At 37.1% G+C, this 2,980-nt stretch carries 2 protein-coding genes; both read left to right on the top strand.

Features of this window, described 5'->3' with window-relative positions:
* Nucleotides 1-606: 606 nt before the first annotated feature.
* Nucleotides 607-1,299, top strand: a complete 693-nt coding sequence (locus tag HLX49_RS17020; RefSeq protein ID WP_101932794.1) for a response regulator transcription factor — start codon at nt 607-609, stop codon at nt 1,297-1,299.
* The gene (locus HLX49_RS17015; RefSeq protein ID WP_101932793.1) at nt 1,296-2,627 is read left to right on the top strand and encodes a sensor histidine kinase; all 1,332 of its coding nucleotides are present in this window, start codon (nt 1,296-1,298) and stop codon (nt 2,625-2,627) included. The genes HLX49_RS17020 and HLX49_RS17015 overlap by 4 nt, the downstream gene beginning before the upstream one ends.
* The last annotated feature ends 353 nt before the right edge of the window (nt 2,628-2,980 follow it).

Below are 2,980 nucleotides of genomic sequence, written 5' to 3'. Positions count from 1 at the left end.
TGCGTTTTTGTATTGATAATTCCTATTATTCTTAGTATTGACACAAGTTGTTTTTTCTTGACTACTTTATAAAAAGTTTATGCAACGCTAGTGGGAAATTATAAAATTTTGCAGCTGTGGATAAACTTACTAAGTTATTTAGCCACGTCCGGCTCCAGCGCCCAGCAACTAGGCGACTTCACGAATCGCCCTACGATAAGTCATCATTGGTTCGTGTTTAAGAGGAAGGCCGACTAAAAACGGGCTTGCCGCCCAACGTCGGCATACTCCTGTTGCAGGAGCATGATTCCTAAAACTTTCGTTGATTCGTTCCAGTCGCTACGTTGCTAAACGGGCGCTTGCGCCTTTGTTCTTGTTCATGAAATTACTTCATTAATGGTACAATAACTAAAGAATGGATATTTAGTGAGTGATCTTATATTTGTAGTACTTCCTGGCGGGCAAGTCTAATGGAGAGATAATAGACTTTAATGTCCTTTTTCATAAGAGATGTTTCGATCTGTCACAGACGTATTAGAAATTTTGCAAAGAAAATCCCATATTGAATGAAGTTTCTTTTTCGTTATGTGAAAATAGAGATAAAGAATGAAGAGAAAGGTGAAAAAAATGAATCATCATATTGGAATTGTTGAAGATGATCCTAATATACGCAATATTGTTGCGGCCTATTTAAAAAAAGAAGGTTTTGCAGTTACATTGTTGGAATCAGCTGAAGCTGCCTGGGAGCTTTGGAAAACAGAACCTCCGGGCATGTGGATATTAGACATTATGCTTCCAGGAATGGACGGCTATGAGTTTTGTAAAAAAATTCGCATGGAAAGTGAAGTTCCCATCATTATTATTTCCGCGAAGGACGAAGAAATTGATAAAATTCTCGGTTTGGAGCTTGGAGGGGATGATTATTTAACAAAACCTTTTAGTCCAAGAGAACTGGTCGCTAGAGTAAAACGATTATTTAAACGGTCAAACATTAGCTTGGCTCATACAGAAGAAAGCGATGCAAGAGTAACAGTTGACGAATTAACCATAGATAAAGAAGAACGGCGTATTTTCTTTCGGGATGAAGAATACGAGGTAACCACAAAGGAATTTGATATGCTACTTATTTTAGTAGAGAATGTGAACCGAGCTTTTTCGAGAGAAGAGCTGTTAATCAAGATTTGGGGCGATAATTACTTTGGGAGTGATCGTGCTGTAGATGACCTTGTCAAACGTATTCGGAAAAAACTTCCTGACTTACCGTTAGAAACGGTATGGGGCTATGGATACCGTTTAAGAGATGAAGGAGAAGCTTCATGAAGTTGCAATCGCAATTAAATTTAGCTTTTACAACTTTGCTTTTCGTTATTATGGCAATTACGGGGTATGTGATCTATTCTTTACTCTTGGATTTACTCATTCAAGATGAGCAGCGGCAGTTAAAGCAAAAAGGCGACTTAATTGTTGATGTGCTAAACGATCAATACGATAGCACGAGTGTAGAGAACTTAAATAATTTGTTGGAAGATCAAGGTTTGCAAATGTTTATTTATGATAGAAATCAAGATGTCGCCGTTTCTCCTTCGCTTCCTGACAGTGTAGTTGCAGGTTTTTTTAAGAAAAACGACTTTTCCGATACCAATAAAGCGTTATGGGAATATAAAGGTTCTAAGTTTGTCACGTCGCGAATTATTTTTAGACCAGAGAGTACAGGGGTTGAGCTGATCCTTTTAACCCCTTTAAGTGATTTGGAACTCGTTCAACAAAGTTTTTTCTTTCGTTTGCTAATTGTGTTTTTCATTGGCGGTGCTATTGCGATTATTCTGAGCTATTTTTTCACACGCAAATTAGTCACGCCACTTTCACAATTAAAAAAGCAATTGAAAAAAATTGAAAAACGGCAATTCCATTCTATTAAACGAATTAAAGCAACAGGTGAAATTAAAGAAGTGGAACAGAGTATCTATGATATGGCCCAAGAGCTGGAAAGATATATTAATTCGCAACAAACATTCTTTCAAAATGCAAGTCATGAGTTAAAAACACCTCTGATGACAATTCAAGGCTATGCGGAAGGAATTCGAGATCATATATTTGATGCAGAAGAGAAAGAAAAAGGTCTTGAGATGATGGTTACAGAAGTTAACCGTCTAAAAAAAATTATAAACGAGATGATATTATTAGCTAAATTAGATAGTGAACCAGACGTTTTTACTCCAGAACGAATCCAGTTAAAACAATTGATGGAACAAGTGGTTGATAGGGCACTTCCAATCGTTAATGAGCAAGGTATTGAATTGAAGCATACCGTTACAGGGTCTCCAGAAATCACAGCGGATGAGGAGAAAATGTTGCGAGCATTGTTGAATTTGACATTCAATGCCATTCGTCATGCTAATCAACAAGTTCAGATCGAGATGAAAAAAGAAAATAAAAAAGTGCTTATTCGTATAGAAGATGATGGAGAAGGTGTGCCCGAAGATTTAATTCCGCATATTTTTCATCGCTTTGTGAAAGGAAAAGGTGGGGAAACGGGGCTTGGACTTGCAATTGCTAGAGCAATCATTGAACAATCCAATGGAAAAATATCGGTTGGGCGTTCAGAATTAGGTGGAGCTAAGTTTGATATTGTGTTTGGAACGAAGTAAAATCTCTTGCTTTGTAGTGGATATAATTTGGCAGGCCACGCTCATATGAGAGCATTTTTAGTAGCTTTGCTGGATGAATAGGGCGTGAAAACCGCTTGTATAATGGAAGTATTACTGTAAAACGGAATCATCACATACACCTAGGAGGTTAAAAAATTCTAGGTGTATGTGTCCTTTAAAGTTCATCTAAGAAAAATGCACTAAAAAAATAGTTCTGTTTTTTTAGTTCCTAGATTGTAAAATTAAGCGAGACACCAAAAAAGACATGTCATGATATACTCAACGAATAACCAACCAAAGTTAAGGAGAGTGTATCTGACATGTCCTACACCCATCTTACCAAAACAGAACTG

Source organism: Virgibacillus sp., assembly GCF_013393565.1.
GTDB classification, from domain to species: domain Bacteria; phylum Bacillota; class Bacilli; order Bacillales; family Amphibacillaceae; genus Virgibacillus; species Virgibacillus dokdonensis.
Note: the sequence above shows the minus strand (reverse complement) of the source record. Positions and strands in the feature narration are given on the sequence as shown.